The organism is Blastococcus saxobsidens DD2 (genome assembly GCF_000284015.1).
GTDB lineage: Bacteria > Actinomycetota > Actinomycetes > Mycobacteriales > Geodermatophilaceae > Blastococcus > Blastococcus saxobsidens_A.
The window spans coordinates 4077280-4099827 of record NC_016943.1 but is presented as its reverse complement, the minus strand read 5'-3'; the positions used below and the strand labels follow the sequence as shown (position 1 = coordinate 4099827).

The 22548-nt window shown below is 73.5% G+C and carries 22 protein-coding genes; 16 read left to right on the top strand and 6 right to left on the bottom strand.

Annotated elements, in window-relative coordinates; all coding sequences use genetic code 11:
- Positions 1-22: 22 nt before the first annotated feature.
- Positions 23-763 carry a PIG-L deacetylase family protein gene (locus tag BLASA_RS19335; protein WP_014377924.1) on the bottom strand — a complete coding sequence of 247 codons (741 nt, stop codon included), beginning with the start codon at positions 761-763 and terminating at the stop codon, positions 23-25.
- Positions 764-836: 73 nt separating this feature from the next.
- Between BLASA_RS19335 and BLASA_RS19330 the strand changes: the two genes are divergently transcribed.
- On the top strand, positions 837-1130 hold the full coding sequence (locus BLASA_RS19330) for a hypothetical protein (protein ID WP_014377923.1): 294 nt from the start codon (positions 837-839) through the stop codon (positions 1128-1130).
- A gap of 13 nt (positions 1131-1143) precedes the next feature.
- Here the strand turns inward: BLASA_RS19330 and BLASA_RS19325 are convergent, their stop codons facing one another.
- Positions 1144-1437 carry a chorismate mutase gene (locus BLASA_RS19325; protein WP_014377922.1) on the bottom strand — a complete coding sequence of 98 codons (294 nt, stop codon included), beginning with the start codon at positions 1435-1437 and terminating at the stop codon, positions 1144-1146.
- Positions 1438-1790: 353 nt separating this feature from the next.
- Between BLASA_RS19325 and pcrA the strand changes: the two genes are divergently transcribed.
- Positions 1791-4100 carry a DNA helicase PcrA gene (gene pcrA / locus BLASA_RS19320; RefSeq protein ID WP_014377921.1) on the top strand — a complete coding sequence of 770 codons (2310 nt, stop codon included), beginning with the start codon at positions 1791-1793 and terminating at the stop codon, positions 4098-4100.
- A 249-nt stretch (positions 4101-4349) separates the two neighbouring features.
- On the opposite strand, the gene BLASA_RS19315 is transcribed toward pcrA, so the two are convergent.
- Both BLASA_RS19315 and BLASA_RS19310 read right to left on the bottom strand, forming a co-directional pair.
- The gene (locus tag BLASA_RS19315) at positions 4350-5150 is read right to left on the bottom strand and encodes a M23 family metallopeptidase (protein ID WP_166486597.1); all 801 of its coding nucleotides are present in this window, start codon (positions 5148-5150) and stop codon (positions 4350-4352) included.
- 243 nt (positions 5151-5393) lie between these two features.
- On the bottom strand, positions 5394-6284 hold the full coding sequence (locus BLASA_RS19310; RefSeq protein WP_014377919.1) for an esterase/lipase family protein: 891 nt from the start codon (positions 6282-6284) through the stop codon (positions 5394-5396).
- 186 nt (positions 6285-6470) lie between these two features.
- Here BLASA_RS19310 and BLASA_RS19305 point away from each other — a divergent pair, with 186 nt between their 5' ends.
- From BLASA_RS19305 to BLASA_RS19265, 9 genes are all read left to right on the top strand, one after another.
- Positions 6471-7523 carry a hypothetical protein gene (locus BLASA_RS19305; RefSeq protein ID WP_231839497.1) on the top strand — a complete coding sequence of 351 codons (1053 nt, stop codon included), beginning with the start codon at positions 6471-6473 and terminating at the stop codon, positions 7521-7523.
- A 10-nt stretch (positions 7524-7533) separates the two neighbouring features.
- Positions 7534-7944, top strand: a complete 411-nt coding sequence (locus tag BLASA_RS19300; protein ID WP_014377917.1) for a cobalamin B12-binding domain-containing protein — start codon at positions 7534-7536, stop codon at positions 7942-7944.
- 160 nt (positions 7945-8104) lie between these two features.
- Positions 8105-9265, top strand: coding sequence for an ADP-forming succinate--CoA ligase subunit beta (gene sucC, locus BLASA_RS19295; RefSeq protein ID WP_014377916.1), 1161 nt, complete (start codon positions 8105-8107; stop codon positions 9263-9265).
- Positions 9266-9296: 31 nt separating this feature from the next.
- Entirely contained in the window at positions 9297-10172 is an 876-nt protein-coding gene (gene sucD, locus BLASA_RS19290; RefSeq protein WP_014377915.1) for a succinate--CoA ligase subunit alpha, read from the top strand.
- Positions 10173-10437: 265 nt separating this feature from the next.
- Positions 10438-11631 carry a hypothetical protein gene (locus tag BLASA_RS24655; protein WP_014377914.1) on the top strand — a complete coding sequence of 398 codons (1194 nt, stop codon included), beginning with the start codon at positions 10438-10440 and terminating at the stop codon, positions 11629-11631.
- 84 nt (positions 11632-11715) lie between these two features.
- Positions 11716-12885 (top strand): DUF6350 family protein, encoded by a 1170-nt coding sequence (locus BLASA_RS19280; RefSeq protein WP_014377913.1) that lies wholly within the window; start codon positions 11716-11718, stop codon positions 12883-12885.
- A gap of 81 nt (positions 12886-12966) precedes the next feature.
- On the top strand, positions 12967-13542 hold the full coding sequence (gene purN / locus BLASA_RS19275; RefSeq protein WP_014377912.1) for a phosphoribosylglycinamide formyltransferase: 576 nt from the start codon (positions 12967-12969) through the stop codon (positions 13540-13542).
- Complete coding sequence (purH, locus tag BLASA_RS19270; RefSeq protein WP_014377911.1) at positions 13539-15089, top strand: bifunctional phosphoribosylaminoimidazolecarboxamide formyltransferase/IMP cyclohydrolase; 1551 nt, start codon at positions 13539-13541, stop codon at positions 15087-15089. Before purN ends, purH begins: the two co-directional genes overlap by 4 nt.
- Positions 15089-15721, top strand: coding sequence for a pentapeptide repeat-containing protein (locus BLASA_RS19265; protein ID WP_014377910.1), 633 nt, complete (start codon positions 15089-15091; stop codon positions 15719-15721). Before purH ends, BLASA_RS19265 begins: the two co-directional genes overlap by 1 nt.
- Before the next feature lie 162 nt (positions 15722-15883).
- Here the strand turns inward: BLASA_RS19265 and BLASA_RS19260 are convergent, their stop codons facing one another.
- Complete coding sequence (locus BLASA_RS19260; RefSeq protein WP_014377909.1) at positions 15884-16381, bottom strand: hypothetical protein; 498 nt, start codon at positions 16379-16381, stop codon at positions 15884-15886.
- Between the two features lie 94 nt (positions 16382-16475).
- Here BLASA_RS19260 and BLASA_RS19255 point away from each other — a divergent pair, with 94 nt between their 5' ends.
- From BLASA_RS19255 to BLASA_RS19240, 4 genes are read left to right on the top strand one after another with little or no spacing between them, the layout of a single operon-like run.
- A complete protein-coding gene (locus BLASA_RS19255; protein ID WP_014377908.1) occupies positions 16476-17351 on the top strand; it encodes a bifunctional methylenetetrahydrofolate dehydrogenase/methenyltetrahydrofolate cyclohydrolase in 876 nt (291 codons plus the stop codon).
- Positions 17348-17647, top strand: a complete 300-nt coding sequence (locus BLASA_RS19250; RefSeq protein ID WP_014377907.1) for a DUF3017 domain-containing protein — start codon at positions 17348-17350, stop codon at positions 17645-17647. Before BLASA_RS19255 ends, BLASA_RS19250 begins: the two co-directional genes overlap by 4 nt.
- Before the next feature lie 48 nt (positions 17648-17695).
- Positions 17696-18649, top strand: a complete 954-nt coding sequence (mdh, locus tag BLASA_RS19245) for a malate dehydrogenase (RefSeq protein ID WP_014377906.1) — start codon at positions 17696-17698, stop codon at positions 18647-18649.
- 35 nt (positions 18650-18684) lie between these two features.
- Positions 18685-19899, top strand: coding sequence for an NADP-dependent isocitrate dehydrogenase (locus BLASA_RS19240; protein ID WP_014377905.1), 1215 nt, complete (start codon positions 18685-18687; stop codon positions 19897-19899).
- Between the two features lie 99 nt (positions 19900-19998).
- Here the strand turns inward: BLASA_RS19240 and BLASA_RS26070 are convergent, their stop codons facing one another.
- Entirely contained in the window at positions 19999-21024 is a 1026-nt protein-coding gene (locus BLASA_RS26070) for a CAP domain-containing protein (RefSeq protein WP_014377904.1), read from the bottom strand.
- A gap of 177 nt (positions 21025-21201) precedes the next feature.
- Here BLASA_RS26070 and BLASA_RS19230 point away from each other — a divergent pair, with 177 nt between their 5' ends.
- Positions 21202-22533, top strand: coding sequence for a hemolysin family protein (locus tag BLASA_RS19230; RefSeq protein ID WP_014377903.1), 1332 nt, complete (start codon positions 21202-21204; stop codon positions 22531-22533).
- Positions 22534-22548: the final 15 nt, after the last annotated feature.

Sequence of the window (22548 nt, the reverse complement as noted above, 5' to 3'; positions counted from 1 at the left end):
CCCACTCGGCACGACAGAGCACTTACGCGGTGTGGACGACATGGAAGGCCTCGGCGAGCCGGCCGGCCGGGAGTCCCAGCCGCTCGGCGGTCTGCCGCATCCAGCCGGTGAGGAACTCGTCCAGGTTCTCCATGTGGCTGACCTGGCTGACGTGGCAGCGCAGCGCCGCGAGCTTCCGGTCGAGGACGTCGGTGACGTCGACGGCGTGGTCGGTGCGCGGGCTGGCGCCGAGCCACACCTCCGCGACCGTCCACGCCTCCAGCCCCTCGCCCGCCAGCAGCTCCGGGAAGGCGAACGGGTTGCGGGCGTCGGGGTAGACCGCCCGCAGCGTGGACTCGCCGACGGTCATGTGGTCGGGATGGCTGGCGCCTATCCGGTCCCAGAACCGCTCGGGCGAGCTGGTGAGCACCCGTTGCGGTCGCACCTGCCGGATCACCCGGCTGATGTCGCGGCGCAGGTCCAGGGTGAGCTCGAGCCGGCCGTCGGGGTAGCCGAGGAACCGCACGTCGGTCACCCCGACCGCGGCGGCGGCCGCCCGCTGCTCGGCCTGCCGCAGTGGCCCCATCTGCTGGCGGGGTGTGTCGTCGAACCCGCCGGCGTCGCCGTCGGTGACGATCAGGTACGTGACCTCGGTGCCGGCCGCGGTCCACGTGGCGACTGTCCCCGCGCTGCCGAAGTCGACGTCGTCGGGGTGGGCGAGGACGCAGAGCACGCGTTCGACGTGCTCGGCGGGACCGGACGGGGGCTGGAACGGGGAACTCACCCGGCGGAGCCTATGCGCGGGCCGGGGTCGGGGCGGGTGCGGCGGCACGACCGTGGTCGCGCAGACTCGCGTGGTGCCCGAGTACACCCTTTCCGTCGCGCTCCGCTCCTCGGCTCCGCTGGACGACGCCGCGATCGACGCCCTCCGCACGGTGCTCCGGCCCGACGACCCGGAGCTGCGCCTGTGGCGCGAGCCGGACCGGGCAGTGCTGCGGGTGACCACCGAGTGCGCGGCGGCCGACCTCGACGCGGCGCTGGACCTCGGCAAGGACCTGGCGGACGAGGCTCACGAGGCCTGCCCGGGCCGGGTGTTCGAGGTGGCCGCGATGGGCGACGACGACTCCCAGGTCTGGCGCAGCGGCCCCTGAGCGAGGTCCTGCTTCAGAGCCGGCCGCGCCCCTGGCGCAGCAGCATCATCCCCAGCGCCGCGCCGTCGGGGCCGAGCTCGGCGCGGAAGCGGGACAGCACCTGCTGCTCCCGGGCGAGCGAGAGGCGGGTGCCGCCGGAGGCGGAGCGCAGGGCGCCGATCTCCTGGGAGATCTCCAGGCGGCGGCGCACGAGTTCGATGATCTCGGCGTCGCAGGCGTCGATCGCGCCGCGCAGTTCGCCGATCCGCTCGGCGGGGTCCTGCGGCGCCGTCGGGCCGGCGGCAGGGGGGACGGTGAGGGTGCTCATCAGGGTGTCCTCGGCAAGTCGTGGACCCGAGACCCCAGAAACGAGAAACGCCCCGGGCTTCTCGGGCCCGGGGCGTCTGTTGCGGCGTGTGCTCAGCCGGCGGTGACGGACACCGGATCCCGGTGACCGTAGTAAAAACTGACCGTGGCGGGCACGGAACGGAGTCTGCCACACCGCGGTCGGGGCGCGCCACGGCCGCGGCGGTGGGACGGGTGGTGCACGCGGTTCCGCGCCCGCCGGGACCGTCACCCGTCCGGCTTACAGTGATGCGGTGAACGCGCCGAAGGCTTCCGGTTCCCCTGCGGAGCAGTGTTGAGTGCGCCGAAGGCTTCCGGTCCCCCTGCGGAGCAGTGTTGAGCAGCCTCCAGCAGTCCCTCCCCGGCACCGCCGCCCTGCCGCGCTCCGCACCCGGCTCGCTGGGGCGGGAGCTGGACCGGATGCTGGCCGGCCTCAACGGCCCCCAGCGGGACGCCGTCGTCCACGAGGGCAGCCCGCTGCTGATCGTCGCCGGCGCCGGATCCGGGAAGACCCGGGTGCTCACGCACCGGATCGCCTACCTGCTGGGCGCCCGCGGGGTGCAGCCGGGGGAGATCCTGGCGATCACCTTCACCAACAAGGCCGCCGGCGAGATGAAGGAGCGCGTCGCCGCTCTGGTCGGGCCGCGGGCGCGATCGATGTGGGTGTCGACGTTCCACTCGATGTGCGTGCGCATCCTGCGCGCCGAGGCGGCCAAGCTGGGCATGAAGTCGTCGTTCACCATCTACGACCAGGGCGACTCGATCCGGCTGATGACGATGGTCGCCCGCGACCTGGACCTGCACGCCAAGCGCTTCCCGGGGCGCAGCCTCGCCAACCAGGTGTCGAACCTGAAGAACGAGCTGGTCGACGAGGACGCGTTCTCGCCGCAGACCCCGCCGGAGCGGGTGCTCAAGGACGCGTACACGCTCTACCAGCGGCGGTTGCGCGAGGCGCACGCCATGGACTTCGACGACCTGATCATGACGACGGTCCACCTCCTGCAGGCGTTCCCCGACGTCGCGGAGCACTACCGCCGCCGGTTCCGCCACGTGCTCGTCGACGAATACCAGGACACGAACCACGCCCAATACATGCTGGTCCGGGAACTCACCGGCACCGGCGAGGGCCCGGTGCCGCAGGCCGAGCTGTGCGTCGTCGGTGACGCCGACCAGTCGATCTACGCCTTCCGCGGCGCGACGATCCGCAACATCGACGAGTTCGAGCGCGACTACCCGCAGGCCACGACGATCCTGCTGGAGCAGAACTACCGCTCCACCCAGCGGATCCTCAAGGCGGCCAACCAGGTCATCTCCAAGAACACCGGCCGCCGTCCCAAGAACCTGTGGACGGACTCGGGCGACGGCGAGCTGATCGAGGGCTACGTCGCCGACAACGAGCACGACGAGGCCGCCTGGGTCGCCGAGCAGATCGATGCCCTGGTCGACGAGGGCACGGCCAGGCCTGCCGACATCGCGGTCTTCTACCGCACGAACAACGCCTCGCGGGTGTTCGAAGAGGTCTTCATCCGCGTCGGCATGCCCTACAAGGTCGTCGGCGGGGTGCGGTTCTACGAGCGCAAGGAGGTCCGCGACGCGCTGGCCTACCTGAAGCTGGTGGCCAACCCGGCCGACGTGGTGAGCCTGCGCCGGATCATCAACGTGCCCAAGCGGGGTATCGGCGACAAGGCCGAGTCGTGCATCGAGTCCTTCGCCGACCGGGAGCGGATCGCGTTCGGCACGGCGCTGCGGCGGTGTGCCGAGGTGCCCGACCTCGCGACGCGCTCCCTGAAGGCCTTGCAGGAGTTCGTCTCGCTGCTCGAGGAGTTCGAGCAGCTGGTCGAGACCGGCTCGGGTCCGGCCGCGCTCCTGGAGAGCATCCTCGACCGCACCGGCTACCTGGCCGAGCTGCAGGCCAGCACCGATCCGCAGGACGAGGGGCGGGTCGACAACCTCAACGAGCTCATCTCGGTGGCCGCCGAGTTCGAGGCCGCGAGCCCGGGGGGCACGGTCACCGACTTCCTGGAGCAGGTCTCCCTGGTGGCCGACGCCGACCAGATCCCAGGTCCCGGGGGACCCGGGGAGGACACAGCCGGCGTGGTGACGCTGATGACCCTGCACACCGCCAAGGGGCTGGAGTTCCCGGTCGTGTTCGTGACCGGTATGGAGGACGGCGTCTTCCCGCACCTGCGCGCGCTCGGCGACCCGCGGGAGCTGGAGGAGGAGCGCCGGCTGGCCTACGTGGGGATCACCCGGGCGCGGCAGCGGCTGTTCATCTCGCGGGCGACGGTGCGAACCAGCTGGGGGCAGCCGGCCTACAACCCGCCGTCGCGGTTCCTCGACGAGCTCCCGGCCGAGACCGTGCACTGGGCCCGCACCGACCCGGCCCCGGCGCCGTCGACCGGTTACCGGTCGGCGCAGACGCGGGTGGCGGCCACCGGGCTCTCCACGGGCGGTCTGCGCGGCGGGGCCGGCAACCGGCAGGTGATCTCCGTGGAGGTCGGCGACCGGGTGAGCCACGACGCCTTCGGGCTGGGCACGGTGGTCGAGGTGACCGGCGTGGGCGACAAGGCCCAGGCCACGGTCGACTTCGGCTCCGGCGGCACCAAGCGCCTCGTCCTCCGGTACGCCCCGCTCGTCAAACTCTGACCTGAGGAGCGGGGCCCGGAGGGTCCCCGACGAAGGTCAGGAAGCCGCGGCAAGCAAGCGGGGAACGGTGTGGAGTCGCGGATCGCGAGGCGAGCCGCCTGCGAGGTGCCGCCGAGGAGCGGGGCCCGGAGGGCTCCCGACGAGCGTGGCAGAAACGGCTCAACGCATGTCGGGACGGCACCTGGAAGCGGTGTCGGCCGGAGGCCGACGAAAGGTATGGCCGCGGTCGATCGGGCGGAGCCCGATCAATTAGATGGATACCCCGCGCTCCGCGAGGTACTTCGCCGGGTCCGTGGGGCGCCCGTCCATGCCGCCGCGGTGGATCTCGTAGTGCAGGTGCGGACCGGTGGACTGGCCCTCGTTGCCGACCTTGGCGATCTGGTCGCCGGCGGTGACGAGATCGCCCTCGGAGACGCTGTAGTAGCGCATGTGCCCGTAGATGTGCACGTTGCCGTCGGGGTCCTGGATGTAGACGGCGTTGCCGTAGCCCGACGCCCGGCCGGCCCGCACGACGACGCCGTCGGTGGCCGCGCGGATGGGCGTGCCCAGCGGGGCGGCGATGTCGAGGCCGTAGTGCATCGTGCCCCAGCGCCGGCAGAAACAGGTGGTGAGCGTGCCCTCGGTGGGGAGCACGGTCTTGGGCTGGCGGGCGGCGCGCGAGGCGGCGAGTTCGCTCAGGCGGGCCTGGGCCTCGGCCTCGGTGATGCCCCGTCGCGCGCCGGCGTCCTCGAGCCCGCCGGCGAAGCTCACCTCGGTGCTGACGCCCAGCCCGTAGTCGGAGGCGCTGGCCGAGACGGTCCGCTGGTCGGCGACGACGGCGGGCACTCCGGCGACGACGGCGCCGGCCACGAGGGCGGCGAACCACAGGGGCGCGCGACGGCCGGGCGGGTGCGGCAGGCGGCGGCGGGAGGCGCGCGGGGCGGGTGCGGGCGCGGTCGGGGGCTCGGTCGCGGGGGCCGGTGCGACGTCCTCCACGGGGGTTCGTGGCCTCGGTACGCGGAGGACCTGGGGAGCCTGCTTCTCCAGCACCTGTGCACTGCTGAGAGACACGGCGAACCTTCCCGGACGGCCTGGCCGGCGAGCGCCGGGAGGCGTTCGTCGGGGGAGCGACGACGGCGTGGGGCGCCGGTTCGTCGGCGTCCGCCGGTAGGTACCGGCGCCGTGATCGAACCGTAACGATGCGTCAGGACCCGACCAAGCACTGAACGCTGCGTGTCGCGATGGAGGCACGTCGTCACGGAGTCGAGTCGACTCGGCCGCGGCTGCGGGCGTGGACGGGACGCGCCGCCCGGGTCAGGCGACGGCGGCCAGTCGCCGGGTGCCGGCGGTCTGCCGGACGCCGGCGAGGGTGGAGGCGACCTCGTCGAGGACCCCGCGGTGGATGGGGAGGGACATGTGCCCGACACCCCGGACGAGGACGTTCCGGGCGGCCAGGTCGGGATGGTCGCAGCGTCCCGACTGCGTCGGCAGGACCACCTGGTCGAGGTCGCTGTACACGGCGGTGACCCGGGTCCGGCAGTACGGGGCCGGCTCGTCGAGCTCCCGCAGCGCCGGCGACCCCGGCCGGAGCTGGCGGATCAGCGGCGTGGGCAGGAGGTGGGCGAGCACGGAGCCCCGGTGCGGGGTGCCCAGGGTCACCAGTGCGTCGATCCGTCGGTCACCGCCCTGCCGCTGCACGTAGTGGCGGGCGATCAGCCCACCCAGGCTGTGGCCGACGACGTGCACCCGGTCGTGGCCGGTCTGCTGGCAGAGGCGCTCGATGTGCCGGCCGAGGTCGGCGGCGCCCCGGGCGATACCGGTGAGGAAGGGGCTGTAGTTCCAGGAGCAGACAGAGGTGAAGCCCCGCTTGCGCAGGCTGCGGCGCATGACGGCGAAGACCGACCGGTTGTCGACGAGTCCGTGGACCAGCAGAACGGGGACCCGCGCAGCCAGCGGGTCGGCGGCGAACAGGGCCCGGACGGCGGCCGGCTGCGCGCCGGTCCGCGTGTGCGGGTCGGGGCGCAGCGCCTCCATCCGCGCCCCCAGCGGGTACATCAGGGCGTGCGCGCCCACCCAGGCCAGCTCGGTCAGCCCGCCGGCGAGCGTGGTGGGCGAGCAGAGTGCGCGCAGACCCCGTGGCGGAACCTCGGCGTCGGCGGTGGTGTGCCACCCTGGAACGGAGTCCAGCTCGCTCGATGGGCGCATGGCCGTTCTCCCCGTCTGGAGCCGTCCGGCGGGACGTCGGGCTCGGGTGGTTCCGCCGGTGCGTGTGGTCCGGTGTGTGCTCCGTTCACCTGACGGTAAAGCCGCGATGTGTCCGGCGTCACACGATTGTCACCGTCGCGCCGTCGATCGAGTCCTGTTCGTGACCATGCCGCCGAAGGGGGAACCGTGCCTGCCCGCGACACTCGCACCGGGACAGACCGTGCCCGACCCACCGCCCGCCGGGGCGCGGGCCAGGCGACGCCGACGCCGTCGGCGGCGGCGCCCGGGGACCAGGTCGTCGTGGGCGCCGTCCCCCCGGCGGTCGTGGTCTGCGGCGTGCTCCTCGTCCTCGCCGGTCTCGCCGGTGTCGCGGCCGCGTTCCCGACGTACCTCGTCGTCGGTGGGGAGGAACTCCGTGAGGTCCGGGGAGTCGGCGGCGCACTGGTCGCCCTGCTGGTCCCGGCCGTCCACCTGGCGATGGGCGCGAGCCTGGCACGTCGCGCCGTCCCCAAGCTGGGGCTCGCCTACGCCGCCGTGGCCGGCGCCCTCGCGGTCGGCCAGCTGCTCATCGAGATCTACCGGGGCAGCAGTTCCACGGCGCGCCCGGGGGTGGAGGTGGTGGCCGGGGAGCTGGTCCTGACCAGCGGGGTCCAGCGGGGGGCCGGCTGGGTGCTGGGTGTCGCCGCGCTCGGGCTCACCGTGGTTGCCGGTGTCGTGGCCATGGCCGCCTGGGGCCGGACGGTCATGGACGACCGCGGCGCGCTCGAGCCGGTGCGCTCGCTCCTGGCCGGTGCCGCCGTGCTCCTCGGCGTGGCCGCCGTCCTCTGCCTCGCGCTGCCGGCTGCCGAAGTCCCGGACGAGGTCCGGACCGACCCGGTGACGGGCCTGGAGACCGTCGTGACGCGGGAAGGGCCGCAGGCGCTGCTCGAGCGGCCCGGCCTGGCGCTGCTGGGTGGCCTGCTGCTGGCCGGTGCGCTCCTGCTCTGCTCGGTCGTCGCGCCGTCGCTGCGGCCGCGCCTCGGCGCGGTGGGCGGCCTGCTCGCGGTGACCGTCGCGGTGCTCTCCGCCGGGCTCGTGGGCCTGCGGGACGCGGTCACGTCGGACGAGCTGGTCTGGACCGTCCCCGGCGCCGGCCTGGTCGTCGTGGGACTGGCGATGCTCGGTCTCGCCCTGTTCGCCTGGCGCACCCGCCGGTCGCCGGACGTGACCGGCACCACTTCCGGGATCGGGAGCTCCTAAACTGCGTGCCGTGGTGGACGAACGCATCCGGGTGGTCATCGCCAAGCCGGGACTCGACGGGCACGACCGTGGCGCCAAGGTGGTCGCGCGGGCACTGCGCGACGCCGGCATGGAGGTCGTCTACACCGGCCTGCACCAGACGCCCGAGCAGATCGTGGAGACGGTGGTGCAGGAGGACGCGGACGCCGTGGGGCTCTCCGTGCTCTCCGGCGCCCACATGACGCTCTTCGCCCGGCTCACCGAGCTGCTGCGCGAGCGCGGGGTCGACGACGTCGTCGTCTTCGGCGGCGGCATCATCCCGGAGGAGGACGTGCCGGAGCTGCGGCGGATCGGCGTCACCGGCATCTTCACGCCCGGTGCCACGACCACCGACATCGTCGAGTGGGTGCGGGCGCACGTGGGGGAGCCGGCCGGCGCCTGAGTGGCCTGCTCGCGAGCTCCGCGGATCGAGGACGGCGCGGTGGACCAGCACGTTCGGTGCCGCCAACGGGTGAGCCGTCCTGTGATGCGGCCCACGACGGGCCCCTCTCATCCACGCCCGGGGCAGCGGTGTGGTTCCGGGCGGTCTACGGTGCCTGTTCGTGGATCTCTTCGAGTACCAGGCCCGTGACCTGTTGGCCTCGCACGGTGTCCCCGTGCTCCCCGGTGGCGTCGCCGAGACGCCTGAGCAGGCGGAGGCGATCGCCCGCGAGATCGGGCAGACCGTCGTCGTCAAGGCGCAGGTGAAGACCGGCGGCCGCGGGAAGGCCGGTGGCGTCAAGCTCGCCGACAACCCCGACGAGGCGAAGGCGCGCGCCCAGGACATCCTGGGCCTGGACATCAAGGGACACGTCACGCACCGCGTGATGGTCGCCCAGGCCAGCGACATCGCCGAGGAGTACTACTTCTCCTACCTGCTCGACCGCTCCAACCGCACCTTCCTGGCCATGGCCAGCGTCGAGGGCGGCGTGGAGATCGAGCAGCTCGCCGTCGAGCGCCCGGAGGCGCTGGCCCGCATCCCGATCGACGCCTCCGTCGGCGTGGACACCGCCAAGGCCGCCGAGATCGTGGACGCCGCCGGGTTCGCCCCCGAGGTCCGCGACCAGGTCATCGCCATCGCCGTGCAGCTGTGGGACGTCTTCGCCAAGGAGGACGCCACCCTGGTCGAGGTCAACCCCCTCGCCAAGGCGCCCGACGGCACCGTCCTGGCCCTCGACGCCAAGGTCACCCTCGACGAGAACGCCGGCTTCCGGCACGCCGAGCACGCCGCGCTCGAGGACGTCGCGGCTGCCGACCCGCTCGAGGCCGCGGCCAAGGAGAAGGACCTCAACTACGTCAAGCTCGAGGGCGAGGTCGGGATCATCGGCAACGGCGCCGGGCTGGTCATGAGCACCCTGGACGTCGTCGCCTACGCCGGTGAGGAGTTCGGCGGCGTCAAGCCGGCCAACTTCCTCGACATCGGCGGTGGCGCCTCGGCCGAGGTCATGGCCAACGGCCTGGAGATCATCCTCTCCGACCCGGCCGTGAAGAGCGTCTTCGTCAACGTCTTCGGCGGCATCACCTCCTGCGACGCCGTCGCGAACGGCATCGTCTCCGCCCTGGGCATCCTGGGCGACGAGGCGACCAAGCCGCTGGTGGTCCGGCTCGACGGCAACAACGTCGAGGAGGGCCGGCGAATCCTCGCCGAGGCCAACCACCCGCTGGTCACCCTGGTCGACACGATGGACGGCGCCGCGCGCCGAGCCGCCGAACTCGCCGCCTGATCGCCGCCCCGACTCCCGACAGGACACCAGAATGTCGATCTTCCTCAACGAGAACAGCAAGGTCATCGTCCAGGGCATGACCGGTTCCGAGGGGAGCAAGCACACCTCCCGCATGCTCGCCTCCGGCACCGCCATCGTCGGTGGCGTGAACCCGCGCAAGGCCGGCACCAGCGTCGACTTCGACGGCACCAGCGTCCCCGTCTTCGGCAGCGTCGCCGATGCGATGAAGGAGACCGGTGCCGACGTCAGCGTCATCTTCGTGCCGCCGCCGTTCGCCAAGGCCGCCGTCATCGAGGCCGTCGACGCCCAGATCGGGCTCGCCGTCGTCATCACCGAGGGCATCCCGGTGCACGACTCGACCTATGTCTGGGCGCACGCCCAGGGCGGCTCGACGCGGATCATCGGCCCGAACTGCCCCGGCCTGATCAGCCCCGGGCGGAGCAACGCCGGCATCATCCCGGCCAACATCACCAAGCAGGGCAGGATCGGCCTGGTCAGCAAGTCCGGCACGCTGACCTACCAGATGATGTACGAGCTCCGCGACATCGGTTTCTCCACCGCCGTCGGCATCGGTGGCGACCCGGTCATCGGCACCACCCACATCGACTGCCTCCAGGCGTTCCAGGACGACCCGGAGACCGAGGCCATCGTGATGATCGGCGAGATCGGTGGCGACGCCGAGGAGCGGGCGGCCGACTTCGTCAAGGCCAACGTCACCAAGCCGGTCGTCGGCTACGTCGCGGGCTTCACCGCTCCCGAGGGCAAGACGATGGGCCACGCCGGTGCCATCGTCTCCGGCTCGGCCGGTACCGCGCAGGCCAAGAAGGAGGCCCTCGAGGCCGCCGGCGTGCGGGTGGGCAAGACCCCGTCGGAGACGGCGCAGCTCATGCGGGAGATCGTCGGCTGACAGCCCTGGGAGCATCGCAGCGAGCGCTAGCGAGCGAGGAGCGGACCAGGGCGCGGAAGCCGACCATGGACATCGTCGGCTCCTGATCGGGCGCCGCCCTCTCCGTCCCGGGTCCACCACGCTGCCCGGCGACCGCTGCCTGCGGTCGCCGGGCAGTGCCGCTTCTCGGCGAGGGGGACGCCGGCCGGGGGACCCGCCGTTGCGGCCCGGTGCCCGCGACCGCCACGATCGACGAGCACCTGTCCCGTTCCGCGAGGAGTGCCCAGTGACCGCCAGCCAGCCCCCGCAGCCGCCCGAGGGCGCTCAGCCGCCCGCCGGGCAGCAGCCGCCGCTCGGGCAGGGGGAGCAGCCCCTCGCGCCCGAGCGGTCGGCAGCGGGGCAGCTGCCCGGCCAGCCCTCGCCCGGCCGGCCTCCCTACGGCCAGCCTCCGTACGGCCAGCCTCCCTACGGGCCGCCTCCCTACGGGCCGCCTCCGTACGGGCCGCCTCCGTACGGGCCGCCTCCGTACGGGCCGCCTCCGTACGGGCCGCCTCCGTACGGCCAGCCGCCCTACGGCCCTCCTCCGTACGGGCAGCCCGCGTACGGCCAGCCGCCCTACGGCCAGCAGCCCTTCCCGCAGCCGGGCTACGGGCATCCGGGCTACGGGCAGCCGCCCTACGGGCCGCCCCAGTACGGCCAGCCGCCCTACGGCCAGCCGCCGTACGGTCAGGCGCCGTACGGGCAGGCTCCCTTCGGGCCGCCGGGGTACCCGGGCGGCCGGCCGGCCGGCGGCGGTGCGGAGTTCTCCGTCGACCTCAAGCGGCTCACGCGTGACGACTACGTCGTGGCCGGGGGGACGGTGCTGTTCCTCCTCTTCGGCCTGCTGCCGTGGTGGCGGTTCGGTGACGCCACGTTCGGCGTCACCTTCAGCGGCTTCGACGACGGAATGGTGGTCTCGGCGTTCGTGCTGTTCCTGCTCGCGGCCGGGTGGGCGCTGCTGCCCGGGTTCGTCCGGACGTCGCTGACCTTCCCGCGGTCCTCGGTGACCGTGACGCTGGCCGGGCTCGGACTGGTGCTGACCTTGTTCGCCTGGCTGGACACGCTGCGTTACGCCTTCTCGTTCTGGGCGCTGCTCGCCTTCCTGACGGCGGTGGCGATCACGGTGGTCCCGGCACTGGCGCTGCGCCGCGAGCTGCGCGACCGGCCGGCCCGGCCGGCCCCGCCGCAGCCCGGTGCCTACTGGCCGGCGCCCGGGCAGCCCCACCCGCCCGGTCCCGGGCCGCTCCCGCCGCAGGCCCATCCCGGGCAGCCCGGCCCCGCGGGCGGGCAGCACGGGTACCCGCCGCCGTGGCAGGCCCCGCCCCCACCCCCGGAGCGCGAGCGTGACCGGCCGGGTGACCCCGCCGGACCCGGTGGGTCGACCGCGTCCGGCGAGGGCCACGACGCCACGGAGAGCGAGCGTCCCCGCACGGACCCCTGATCCCGCCCTCGCGTCGCCGAAAGGCACCGCCCGGCTCCGGCGAGTGCTCCGCATCCGCCGGGCGGAGCTTGCAAGAGTGGAGAGGTGGTCACCCTGCTCGCACGCCGGCCCTCCCGGCGGGATGCCCGGGCAGCCGCGCGGTCGGCTCCCTCCGTCGTCCTCACCGCGGCCGCGACGGTGGCCGTCACCGCCGCCGGCCTCGTCGGGCTGGTCCTGGCACTGGTCGTCGTCCAGGCGCTCGACCCGGCCGGCGGCATGCCGCTCGCAGCGTCGGCCGCCCTCGCCGCGCGACTGTGGCTGCTCGCGCAGGGTGCGGAACTGCTGCTCCCCTCGGGTCCGCTCGTCCTGTCGCCGCTGCTGCTGACCCTCCTGGTGGCCCGGGGGCTGTCCTGGGCCGGGCGGGTGGCCGTCCGGGTCCTCGACGACGGCTCGAGCGGGCGGGACGTCGCCCGGGCCGCCGGGTCGGTGGTGGCCCTGCACCTGGTCCTGACCGGGCTGCTGGCTCTGGTCGTCGACGACGGCACCGCGGGCATCGGCTGGCTCCGGACCCTGCTGGCCCCGGCCGGCCTGGCGGTGATCGCCGTCGGCTGGGGTGCCGGCCGGGAGTCCGGCTCGACCGACGCCGCGCTCGACCGGCTGCCCGGGATGGTGCGTCCCGTGCTCCGTGGGGTGCTGGCCGGGACCCTCACCGCCCTGGCGTTGAGCCTGGTCGTGCTCGCCGTGGCCCTGGGCAGCGATGCCGCGGGGTACGTGGCCGTGTCCGGCTCCCTCGGTGGCGCCGGCGCGGGGGCCGTCGGGCTGCTGGGCCTGGGGATCCTGCTCCTGCCCAACGCGGGCGTCGCCGTCCTGGGCCTGGCCGCCGGGCCCGGGTTCTACGTCGGCAGCGGCACGCTCGTCTCGGTGCACGGCGTGACGCTGGGGGCGGTGCCCGCCCTGCCGCTGCTGGCAGCGCTGCCGGACACCCAGGCGGTCCCGCTGGTCGCCTTCGCCTCCCAGGTGATCCCGGCCGTCGCGGGGCTGGTGGCCGGCGCGACGCTCGCGCGCTGGGCCGGCGACTCCCCGGGCGGCTCCGTCGTCGCCGGGCTGGCCGGGCTGCTGGCCGGCGCCCTGCTCGGGGTGGTCGCCGGCGTCCTCGCCTGGGTGGCCGGCGGCTCGTTGGGGGACGGCGCGCTCGCGGTGGTCGGGGCGCCGCCCGTGGCCACCGGCATCGCGATCCCGGCCTGCGCGGTGACCCGCTGGCGGGCGTTCGGCTGACGACGGGGTCCTTATAGGGTCGAGCCCGTGGGCGTGGCTGGGACTGGGGCATCGGGCGAGCCTCCGCATCGGGCGCGGCTCGTGGTCCTGCTCTCGGGTGCCGGGTCGCTGTGCGCGGCCCTGCTGGCGGCGACCGGCGACCCCGGTTACCCGGCCGCGGTCGTCGCGGTCGGTGCCGACCGGGACGCCCCCGGTCTGGCGCACGCCCGCGCGCGCGGGCTGGCCACCTTCGTCTGCGCCGTCGGCGACCATCCCGACCGCGCCGCCTGGGACGAGGCGTTGGCCGCCCGGATCGCCGGCTTCGCTCCAGACCTCGTCGTCTCGGCCGGCTTCATGAAGATCGTCGGGCCGGCGGTGCTGACCGCGTTCGCCGGACGGCTGATCAACACCCATCCGGCGCTGCTGCCGGCCTTTCCCGGCGCCTCCGCGGTCCGCGACGCGCTGGCGGCCGGGGTCCCCGTCACGGGGGCGACCGTGCACCTGGTGGACGCCGGCGTCGACACCGGGCCGGTGCTGGCCCAGCGCGAGGTGCCGGTGCTGCCGGGGGACGACGAGGCGCGCCTGCACGAGCGGATCAAGGACGTGGAGCGCGAGCTCCTGGTACAGACAGTGGCCGAGCTGGTCACCGCCGATGGGACGAGGAAGAGCACTCCATGAGCGACCGCACGCCGATCCGCCGCGCCCTGCTGGGCGTCTACGACAAGACCGGGATCGAGGACCTCGCCCGGGGCCTGGCCGCGGCCGGTGTGGAACTGGTCAGCACCGGTGCCACCGCGCGGCGGATCGCCGAGGCGGGGGTGCCCGTGACACCGGTCGAGCAGGTCACCGGCTTCCCCGAGTGCCTGGACGGCCGGGTGAAGACCCTGCACCCGGCCGTGCACGCCGGCATCCTGGCCGACCGGCGCAAGGACGAGCACGTGGCGCAGCTCGAGGACCTGGGGATCGCCCAGTTCGACCTCGTGGTGGTCAACCTGTACCCGTTCGCCGAGACGGTGGCCTCCGGTGCGAGCCCCGACGAGTGCGTCGAGCAGATCGACATCGGCGGCCCGGCCATGGTGCGGGCCGCGGCCAAGAACCACCCGTCGGTGGCCGTCGTCGTCGCCCCGGCGCGCTACGGCGACGTCCTCGCCGCGGTCGGCGCCGGGGGCTTCAGCCTGGCCGAGCGCCAGCGGCTGGCCGCCGCCGCGTTCCGGCACACGGCGAGCTACGACATCGCCGTCGCCTCCTGGATGGGCAACGTGCTCGCGCCCGACGACGACAGCGGCTTCCCCGGCTGGGTCGGCGGGAACTGGGAGCGCGCCGACGTGCTGCGCTACGGGGAGAACCCGCACCAGGGCGCGGCGCTGTACCGCTCCGACCGGCCCGGGCTCGCGCACGCCGAGCAGCTGCACGGTAAGCAGATGTCCTACAACAACTACATCGACACCGACGCCGCCTGGCGCGCCGCACACGACCACGACGAGCCGTGCGTGGCGATCATCAAGCACGCCAACCCGTGCGGGATCGCCGTGGGCGCCGACATCGCCGCCGCGCACCGCAAGGCGCACGCCTGCGACCCGGTGTCGGCGTTCGGCGGCGTGATCGCCGCCAACCGCGAGGTCGACCTCACGATGGCCGAGCAGGTGGCGGAGGTCTTCACCGAGGTGGTCGTCGCCCCGTCGTTCACCGACGACGCGGTGGCGGTGCTGAGCGGGAAGAAGAACGTGCGGCTGCTGCGGCTGCCGCACCTGCCGCAGAGCGGGGTCGAGCTGCGCCCGATCAGCGGCGGGCTGCTGCTGCAGGGCCGCGACCGCATCGACGCCGCCGGCGACGACCCGACCAGCTGGACGCTGGCCACCGGCGAGCCGCTGGACGCCGCGGGGCTCGACGACCTCGTCTTCGCCTGGCGCGCGGTGCGTGCGGTGAAGAGCAACGCGATCCTGCTGGCGCACGACCGGGCGACCGTCGGCGTCGGCATGGGCCAGGTGAACCGGGTGGACTCCGCGCGCCTCGCCGTCGTGCGGGCGGGGGAGCGGGCCGGCGGTTCGGTCGCCGCCTCGGACGCGTTCTTCCCGTTCGCCGACGGCCTGCAGGTGCTGCTGGATGCCGGGGTGCGCGCGGTCGTCCAGCCCGGCGGCTCGGTACGTGACGACGAGGTGGTCGCCGCCGCGGCCGCCGCCGGCGTGGCGCTGTACCTGACCGGCACCCGGCACTTCGCGCACTGATGCGCGGCGCTCGCCCGCACGTCGGCGCACCGGAGGCGGGAGCCGTCGTCGAGGGGGAGGACCTCGCCAGGGTCGACTGGTGGGGCGCCGAACTGGACGGCGTCACGTTCACCCGCTGCCGCTTCGACGACGCCGGGCTCGAGGAGCTGGTCACCCGGCGCTGCGTGTTCGACCGGTGCGTCCTGACCGGGATCCGCATGGCCGGCGCGCGGCACCACGGCTCGGCCTTCCTCTCGTGCCGGTTCGACCGCGCACGGCTGACCGACGTCACCTGGGACGGCTGCAAGCTCACCGGGTCACAGTTCCCGGGCGCGCAGCTGCGCCCGATGACGGCGACGGAGTGCGACTGGAGCTACGCCGCGCTGCGCGGGGCGGACCTCTCCGGGCTGGATCTCTCGGGCCAGCGATTCCGGGACGCCGACCTCACCGACGCCGATCTGCGCGAGTGCGACCTCACCGGCGCGGACCTGGACCGGGCCCGGCTCCAGGGCGTCAAGCTCCGCGGCACCGACCTGCGCGGTGCCTCTACCGACGAGGTCAACTGGCACGCCTTCGAGCTCACCGGCGTCCGCCTCGACCTGGCGCAGGCCGTCCAGTTCGCCCGCGCCCACGGTGCCCTGGTCGCCGACTGAGGACTCTCGTGCGCACCGTCACGCCGAGTGGGCCCGGAGGGTCCGCGCAGGCGTGACTCAACGGCTCCCCCGCGGCCAGGGACGGCACCTGGCCGCGGTGCGGTCCGGAGGACCGCGATGTCACGGCGGTGCGGTCCGGAGGACCGCAGTGTCACGACGGTGTTATCGCGGATACCGCGGGCCGGTCAGCAACGCCTTCAGCGACCCGAGCAGGCCGAGGACGGCGACGGCGATCGCGCACCACAAGCCGGGACCGAAGGCCTCGACCTCCCAGTCGGCCTCCGCCAGCGGGACGATCACGGCCGCGGTGACGACGCCGCTGACCAGGAGCGCCACGAATCCGAGGAACCGGTGGGTGCGGGCCGGCAGCCACAGCAGCACGCCGAGGACGAGCAGCACGCCGCCGCCGAACACGATGGCCAGCGGCTGCCAGCCCCCGTCGTCGAACACGCCGTCGAGGTCGCGCACGGCGTCCCGGACCAGGGTCCAGCCGGTGTCCTCCCGGTTGCGGAGCCAGTCCAGGAGCAGGCTGAGCGCAGCGGCGATCCCGGCGAGGATGAGCAGCAGGCCGCCGAGGCTCTCCGGACCGCGGAACGCCACCGGCCGGTCGGAGTACACCGGAGCCGTCGCGCCGGTGTACGCCTGCTCGCGCTCGGTCATCGCCTACCTCCGCATGTGGCCGGGTCAGGCGACCCGCACCGCGAGCCTAGGGCCGCACCGGCGCCGGCGGGACCCTCTCCGGCAGACTGTCGGCGTGCCCGCGACGATCCTGGACGGCAAGGCCACCGCGGCGACGATCCGCGAGGAACTCACCGAACGGGTAGCCGCGCTCACCGCCGCCGGTCGCCGGCCGGGGCTCGGCACGGTGCTCGTCGGCGACGACCCCGGCAGCCGCTGGTACGTGAACGCCAAGCACTCCGACTGCGCGCAGGTGGGCATCGCGAGCATCCAGCGGGAGCTCCCCGCCACCGCGAGCCAGGCCGACGTGCTCGCCGTGGTCGCGGAGCTGAACGCCGACCCCGCCTGCACCGGCTACATCGTCCAGCTGCCGCTGCCGGGGGGCATCGAGGAGAGCGCTGTCCTGGAGGCGATGGACCCCGCCAAGGACGCCGACGGCCTGCACCCGGTCAACCTGGGCCGCCTGGTCCTGAACGTGCCCGGGCCGCTGCCCTGCACCCCGGTCGGCATCGTGGAGCTGCTGCGCCGCTACGACGTGCCGATCGCCGGAGCGGAGGTCGTCGTCATCGGCCGCGGCATCACGGTGGGCCGCCCGCTGGGCCTGGTCCTCACCCGCCGGTCGGAGAACGCCACGGTGACCCTGTGCCACACCGGCACCCGCGACCTGGCGCGGCATGTCGGCTCCGCGGGCATCGTGGTCGCGGCCGCAGGGGTGCCCGGGCTGATCACGGCGGACATGGTGCAGCCGGGGGCCGCCGTCCTCGACGTGGGGGTGAGCCGGGTCGACGGCAAGATCGCCGGTGACGTCGCCCTCGACGTCGTCGACGTCGCCGGGCACGTGGCCCCCAACCCCGGGGGAGTGGGCCCGATGACCCGGGCCATGCTGCTGCAGAACGTGGTGCTCGCCGCGGAGCAGGCGGCCGCGCCCGGGCCCCTCCCGGCCGGCCGGTGAGCCGCCCGCCGCTCTACGTCCGCCGGCCCTTCCTGGCCGGGCTGGTGCGGCAGCTGCCGCTGCTGGCGGTGCTGCTCGTGGTCGGCGTCGGACTGGCCATGGTCACCTTCGAGCACTGGCGCTGGGGGCTGGTCGTCGTGGCCCTGGCCCTGGTGGGCGCGGCGCTGCTGCGGCTGCTGCTGCCGGTACGCCGGGTCGGCTTCCTCGCCGTGCGCAGCCGGGCGGTCGACGTCGTGCTCATGGCCGGGGTCGGTCTCACCCTGGCCGTCGTCGCGCTGTCGATCCCCGGTACGTGAACGGACCCCCGGCAGCGCGGGGACGCGACCAGCGATAGGTTGACCGCCATGGCGAAGCAGCCCAGGAACGGGAAGGTCACCGTGGTAGGCGCCGGGTTCTACGGCTCCACCACCGCTCTGCGTCTCGCGGAGTACGACATCTTCGAGACCGTCGTGCTCACCGACATCGTCGAGGGCAAGCCGGAGGGGCTGGCCCTCGACATGAACCAGTCCCGGCCGATCGAGGGCTTCGAGACCAGGGTCGTCGGCGTCGGCGGCGGGTCCTACGAGGGCACCGAGGGCTCCGACGTCGTCGTGATCACCGCGGGCCTGCCGCGCAAGCCCGGCATGAGCCGCATGGACCTGATCGAGACCAATGCCGGCATCGTCCGCCAGGTCTCGGAGAACATCGCGCAGACCTCGCCGGACGCCGTGGTCATCGTCGTGTCCAACCCGCTGGACGAGATGACGGCGCTGGCCCAGCTGGCCACCGGCTTCCCGAAGAACCGGGTCATGGGTCAGGCAGGGATGCTCGACACGGCGCGCTTCACCAACAACGTCGCCGAGGAGCTCGGCGTCCCGGTCGCCTCCGTGCAGACCCTCACCCTGGGCTCCCACGGCGACACGATGGTGCCGGTGCCCTCGCGGTGCACCGTCGACGGCAAGCCGCTGGCCGACGTGCTGACCGCCGACCGGATCGAGCACCTGGTCGACCGCACCCGCAACGGCGGCGCGGAGGTCGTGGCGCTGCTCAAGACGGGCTCGGCGTACTTCGCGCCGTCGGCCGCAGCCGCCCGGATGGCGAGGGCGGTCATGGAGGATTCCGGTGCCGTCATGCCGGTCTGCGCCTGGGTCGACGGCGAATACGGGATCAACGGCGTCTACCTGGGCGTCGAGGCCGAGATCGGCCGGAACGGTGTGCGGCGGGTCGTCGAGGGCGACCTGTCCGAGAGCGAGCTGACCGGGCTGCGCGAGGCGGCCGAGGCCGTACGCGCCAAGCAGGCTGACGTAGCCGACCTCTGACCACCTCGGTCAGAGCTGCAGAGAGGGACGTGCACGTGGCGAAGATCAAGGTCGAGGGCACCGTCGTCGAACTCGACGGCGACGAGATGACCCGGATCATCTGGCAGTTCATCAAGGACCAGCTGATCCTCCCGTACCTCGACGTGAACCTGGAGTACTACGACCTGGGCATCGAGGCCAGGGACGCGACCGACGACCAGATCACGGTCGACTCCGCGAACGCCATCAAGAAGCACGGCGTCGGCGTCAAGTGCGCGACCATCACGCCGGACGAGGCGCGCGTCGAGGAGTTCGGCCTCAAGCGGATGTACCGCTCGCCCAACGGGACGATCCGCAACATCCTCGGCGGCGTCATCTTCCGCGAGCCGATCATCATGGAGAACGTGCCGCGGCTGGTGCCCGGCTGGACCAAGCCGATCGTCGTCGGCCGGCACGCCTTCGGTGACCAGTACCGCGCCACCGACTTCAAGTTCCCCGGTGAGGGGACCCTGACGATCACCTTCACGCCGAAGGACGGCTCCGAGCCGATCGAGCACGAGGTCTTCCAGTCGCCGGGTGGCGGCGTCGCGATGGCGATGTACAACCTCGACGACTCGATCCGTGACTTCGCCCGCGCCTCGATGAACTACGGCCTGCAGCGCGAATACCCGGTCTACCTCTCCACGAAGAACACGATCCTCAAGGCCTACGACGGCCGGTTCAAGGATCTGTTCGAGGAGGTGTTCCAGGCGGAGTTCAAGGAGAAGTTCGACGCCGCCGGCATCACCTACGAGCACCGGCTCATCGACGACATGGTCGCCGCGTCCCTCAAGTGGGAGGGCGGCTACGTGTGGGCCTGCAAGAACTACGACGGTGACGTGCAGTCCGACACCGTCGCCCAGGGCTTCGGCTCGCTCGGCCTCATGACGTCGGTGCTCATGAGCCCCGACGGCCGCACGGTCGAGGCCGAGGCCGCGCACGGCACGGTGACCCGCCACTTCCGCCAGCACCAGCAGGGCAAGGAGACGTCGACCAACCCGATCGCCTCCATCTTCGCCTGGACCCGGGGTCTGGCCCACCGCGGCAAGCTGGACAACACCCCCGAGGTGACCCGCTTCGCCGAGACCCTGGAGAAGGTCTGCATCGACACCGTCGAGAGCGGCCAGATGACCAAGGACCTCGCGCTGCTGATCTCCAAGGACCAGCCGTGGCTGACCACCCAGGACTTCCTGGCGGCCATCGACACCAACCTGCAGAAGGCCATGGCCTGACGTAGCCGCACAGCCGACGGCCCCCTCGCCCAGCGGTGAGGGGGCCGTCGTGCGTCCTGGCCCCGGCGCTGATGCGCGGCCGCGGCCCTGCTGCGGGCGTCAGCCGAAGAGCTGGGTCCACCAGGGGCCGCCGGGACCCTCGGCGATGCCGACTCCGAGCCGGGTCAGTCCGCAGTCGAGGATGTTCTTCCGGTGGCCGGGGCTGTTCATCCACGAGGTCATGACGGCGGTGGCGTCGGCCTGGCCCCGGGCGATGTTCTCCGCCCGGGCGACGAGGCCGGCCCTGTCCGCGCGGTCGAAGGGGTCCTGCCCGTCGAGGTTCACGTGGTCGAAGAATCCGCGGTCGCGCATGTCGGTGCTGTGCGCGCGGGCCACCGCGGCCAGCCCCGGGTCGGCGGTGACCGGTCCGCACCCCGCGCGTCCGCGCTCGGCGTTCACCAGGGTCAGCACCTGCGCCTCGTCGGGGGAGTGGCCCGGCTGGGCGGCCGCGACGGTCGCCGGCGGCGCCGGCGGCGCCGGGGCAGCGGGGGGTGCGGAGGGAGGCGTCGGTCCGGGCTCGGGCACCCGGGCGCCGGCCAGTTCGTCGGCCGTCGGGGGCTCGGCCGTCGGGGTCCCGGCCGTCGGGGTCCCGGCCGTCGGGGTTCCGGCCGTCGGGGTTCCGGCCGTCGGGGTTCCGGCCGTCGGGGTTCCGGCCGTCGGGGTCTCGGTGGACGGGGTCTCGGTGGTCGCGGCCTCGGTGGACGGGGGCGCGGCCGGCGGGGCGTCCACCGGCGGCGGGGGCGGCGCCGCGACGGCTGGGCCGGCCGGGCCGCCGCCGGTGGTGACCGGCGCGGGAGAGGTGCCGGGGAACGCCGAGGTGGATGAGTCGGGCGATCCGGCGGCTCCCGTGTGCGAGGTGGCGTCGAGCCCCGCGGTCGGCGACTCGGCCGGACCGGGCAGGACCGGCACCACCAGCAGTGCCGCGGTGACCGCCGCCGTCGCGCCGAGGACCCGGGACAGCCGGCCGGTGAGGAGTCCGAGCCGGCCGGGTCGGGTGTGCCGGGGCCGCGGCGCGGGGACGCCTGGACGGTGCGACCGCGGGGGAGCAGAAGGCCGGTGGCGCATCGAGGTCCTCAGTTCGATCACGATCTGTTATCCACCGAAGACTAACCGTGCTGGCCCGGGTGCGGTAGTCCCGCCGGGTGCGCGGTCTCACGGGCCGATCCGGTCGGCTCCGGTGTGCCCACGGCTCCGCCGGGCAGCAAGGACCCGGCACCATGGGCACGTCCGTCCGCACCCCGAACCCCGAGGAGCACGCCGCCGGTGAGCGACGTTTGGCTCAACATCGTCATGGTCGTCGTCTTCATCATGATCGGCGGTGTCTTCGCGGGCGCCGAGATCGCCCTGGTCTCGCTGCGCGAGTCGCAGGTCCGGGCGATGGCCGAGCAGGGCGGCCGCCGCGGCAAGGCGGTTCAGAAGCTGCTGAAGGATCCGAACCAGTTCCTGGCCGCCGTGCAGGTGGGCGTCACCCTGGCCGGGTTCTTCTCCGCCGCGTTCGGCGCCAGCACCCTGTCGGCCCCGCTGGCCGACTGGCTGCAGACCCGCGGCCTGAGCGAGGGACTGGCCGGCACGCTGGCGCTGGTGCTGGTCACCATCGCGATCAGCTACGTGTCGCTCGTCGTCGGCGAGCTGACCCCCAAGCGGCTGGCGCTGCAGCGCGCCGAGGGCTTCGCTCTGCTGGTGGCGGCGCCCCTCAATGCCATCGCCAAGCTCTCCCGCCCGGTGATCTGGTTGCTGTCGAAGTCGACCAACGGACTGGTCCGGCTGGTCGGCGCCGACCCGAAGGCCAGCGGCGACTCGATCAGCCAGGAAGAGTTGCGCGACCTGGTCGCGGCGCACGAGTCGCTCAGCAGCGACGAGCGCCGGCTGATCGACGAGGTCTTCCGGGCCGGCGAGCGCGAGGTGCGCGAGGTCATGACGCCGCGCACCGAGGTGCAGTTCCTCGATGCCTCCATGACCGCCAGCCGGGCGGCCAAGCTCGTCGCCGAGTCGAACTGGTCGCGCTTCCCGGTCGTCGGGCGGGACCAGGACGACGTCGTCGGCTTCGTGCACGTGCGCGACCTCTTCCTGCCCAGCCATCCGGCCGGACGGGCCGCGACCGTCGGCGACCTCGCCCGCGACGTCACCCGGCTGCCGGGCACCGCCGGCGTGCTGAAGGTGCTCAGCGAGATGCGCCGGGAGAACCAGCACCTGGCGATCGTCGTCGACGAGTACGGCGGCACCGACGGCATCGTCACCCTGGAGGACCTGATCGAGGAGGTCATCGGGGAGATCTACGACGAGTACGACGAGGAGGTCACCCCGGAGGCGAAGCGATCGCCGGACGAGCCCCGTGAGGTCGACGGCCTGTTCAACCTGGACGACTTCGCCGAGGCCACCGGCCTGGAGTTGCCCGAGGGGCCGTACGAGACGGCCGCCGGCTACGTGCTGGCGGTGCTCGGCCGGTTGCCCGAGGTCGGCGACACCGTCGAGATCGAGGGCCGCACGATCACCGTCCTCGAGCTCGACGGACGGCGGATCGCCCGCCTGGTGGTCAGCCCGCCACCGGCCCCGGCGCCGGAGGACGAGGAGAGCAGCGAGGCCCCGGCAGGCTGAGGAGTAGGCATAGGA

Coding starts and splice junctions, on each gene's coding strand:
- BLASA_RS19310 (WP_014377919.1), bottom strand. CDS start 6,284: ATGCGCCCATCGAGCGAGCTGGACTCCGTTCCAGGGTGGCACACCACC.
- BLASA_RS19325 (WP_014377922.1), bottom strand. CDS start 1,437: ATGAGCACCCTCACCGTCCCCCCTGCCGCCGGCCCGACGGCGCCGCAG.
- sucD (WP_014377915.1), top strand. CDS start 9,297: ATGTCGATCTTCCTCAACGAGAACAGCAAGGTCATCGTCCAGGGCATG.
- BLASA_RS19265 (WP_014377910.1), top strand. CDS start 15,089: ATGCGCGGCGCTCGCCCGCACGTCGGCGCACCGGAGGCGGGAGCCGTC.
- purH (WP_014377911.1), top strand. CDS start 13,539: ATGAGCGACCGCACGCCGATCCGCCGCGCCCTGCTGGGCGTCTACGAC.
- BLASA_RS19260 (WP_014377909.1), bottom strand. CDS start 16,381: ATGACCGAGCGCGAGCAGGCGTACACCGGCGCGACGGCTCCGGTGTAC.
- mdh (WP_014377906.1), top strand. CDS start 17,696: ATGGCGAAGCAGCCCAGGAACGGGAAGGTCACCGTGGTAGGCGCCGGG.